Source organism: Acinetobacter sp. SH024, from assembly GCF_000163635.1.
Taxonomy (GTDB): domain Bacteria; phylum Pseudomonadota; class Gammaproteobacteria; order Pseudomonadales; family Moraxellaceae; genus Acinetobacter; species Acinetobacter pittii.
On sequence record NZ_GG753617.1, the window covers coordinates 1 to 1396 of the forward strand.

The following is a 1396-nucleotide window of genomic DNA, read 5'->3' on the forward strand; positions in this document are numbered from 1 at the left end:
CTAGTAGNGNGCTTTTTTATGATTCAATTTTTATTAGTGACATAAGAATCCTTACAAATTCTATATTCTCTCCTACCTATAGAATGAATTAAGTTATAAAGATAAAAATTCTTAGGAAAAATACATGCTGGTCTATATTATCGTAGGAAGTGTTCGTGAAGAACGTACAGCAATTAAAGTTGCCAATTGGCTAGAATCCACAATTCCATCATTTAATCTAGAAGATTTTCAGACAGAAATAATTGATTTAAAAGAGTGGAATTTACCGTTATTTTCAGGCTCTCACCCACCTGCTACTGGGGTTTATGATCAACCTAAACAACAAGAATGGGCAGACAAAATTGCTCAAGCAGACGCATTTATCTTCATTAGCCCAGAATACAACCATGGTTACAGCCCAGCTTTAAAAAATGCACTTGATTATGTCGGCAAGGAGTGGGGTGGTAAACCTGCTGCATTTATTGGCTATGGTTCAACAAATGGCTCTCGTTCTATTAGTCAAATACGTCAAGTCACCTCAAGTTTAAGTATTATTGACCCGAATGCTGTAATAGAGATAAGAGATATATTTAAACGTAATAAAGATGAAAAATTCGAAGCTAATGAGTTTGAAGTAAAAGGTCTTCAATCCATTCTTGAGAAACTACAGAAATATCATTTGTCTTAATTGAACAAAAGGCCTCTTTTCTAAACAAAAGAGGCCTTTAATTTTATAAACTCTTTAAATACTCCACTACATTAGTATTACCAGCCATTTCTGCAAGCTCTAATGCTGTGTATTCACTTTTGTAAGCGACATGCGCACCTTTTTCAATTAAGAGTTGAACTATCTCTAAATGATCATTTTCAGCAGCTGCTTGTAGAGCACTATATCCCTCATCATCTATCTGATTAGGATTTTCTCCCTCTATTAGTAATTCTTTTACTTGATCGATATCACCTAGAGATGCCCAATAAATCAATGCAGGCAAAGATAGCTCTTCATCATCTTCAGGTATTGGAGAGAAAGAATTGATTTTCATGGACGTACCCAAAAATAATAGAGTTCGTCATTATATTCATAGAATACAGCAAGAATACAAATCTAATTTTGGATCTATCTTTTATTAAAAATTAAATTCCCCAATAAAAAACACCCCCATTCGTTAGAACGGGGGTGTTTAGAATAATGAGCTGGCGATGACTTACTCTCACATGGGTAACCCCACACTACCATCAGCGCTAAGAGGTTTCACTTCTGAGTTCGGGAAGGGATCAGGTGGTTCACTCTTGCTATGGTCGCCAGCACAACTGGTATGGATACTTGCTTCGTTTTATTCACTGTGTGATACGTTGCGTTTTCCAAATCTTTACAGATGGGCTGATTGAATCTGATTTTGTTCATTTTAGCTAAGCA

General features: G+C 35.7%; 2 protein-coding genes and 1 rRNA gene. 1 reads left to right on the forward strand and 2 read right to left on the reverse strand.

All coding sequences use genetic code 11. From position 1 onward, the window contains the following. The first annotated feature begins 124 nt into the window (after positions 1–124). On the forward strand, positions 125–667 hold the full coding sequence (locus tag HMPREF0013_RS24200) for an NADPH-dependent FMN reductase (protein ID WP_005804962.1): 543 nt from the start codon (positions 125–127) through the stop codon (positions 665–667). A 43-nt stretch (positions 668–710) separates the two neighbouring features. On the opposite strand, the gene HMPREF0013_RS24205 is transcribed toward HMPREF0013_RS24200, so the two are convergent. Beyond that, entirely contained in the window at positions 711–1022 is a 312-nt protein-coding gene (locus HMPREF0013_RS24205; RefSeq protein ID WP_002120691.1) for an ankyrin repeat domain-containing protein, read from the reverse strand. 149 nt (positions 1023–1171) lie between these two features. After that, a 5S ribosomal RNA gene (gene rrf, locus HMPREF0013_RS24210) occupies positions 1172–1286 on the reverse strand. Between the last annotated feature and the right edge of the window lie 110 nt (positions 1287–1396).

Excerpts from the sequence above, each read along its gene's own strand:
- HMPREF0013_RS24200 (WP_005804962.1), top strand. The coding sequence starts at position 125 with ATGCTGGTCTATATTATCGTAGGAAGTGTTCGTGAAGAACGTACAGCA.
- HMPREF0013_RS24205 (WP_002120691.1), bottom strand. The coding sequence starts at position 1,022 with ATGAAAATCAATTCTTTCTCTCCAATACCTGAAGATGATGAAGAGCTA.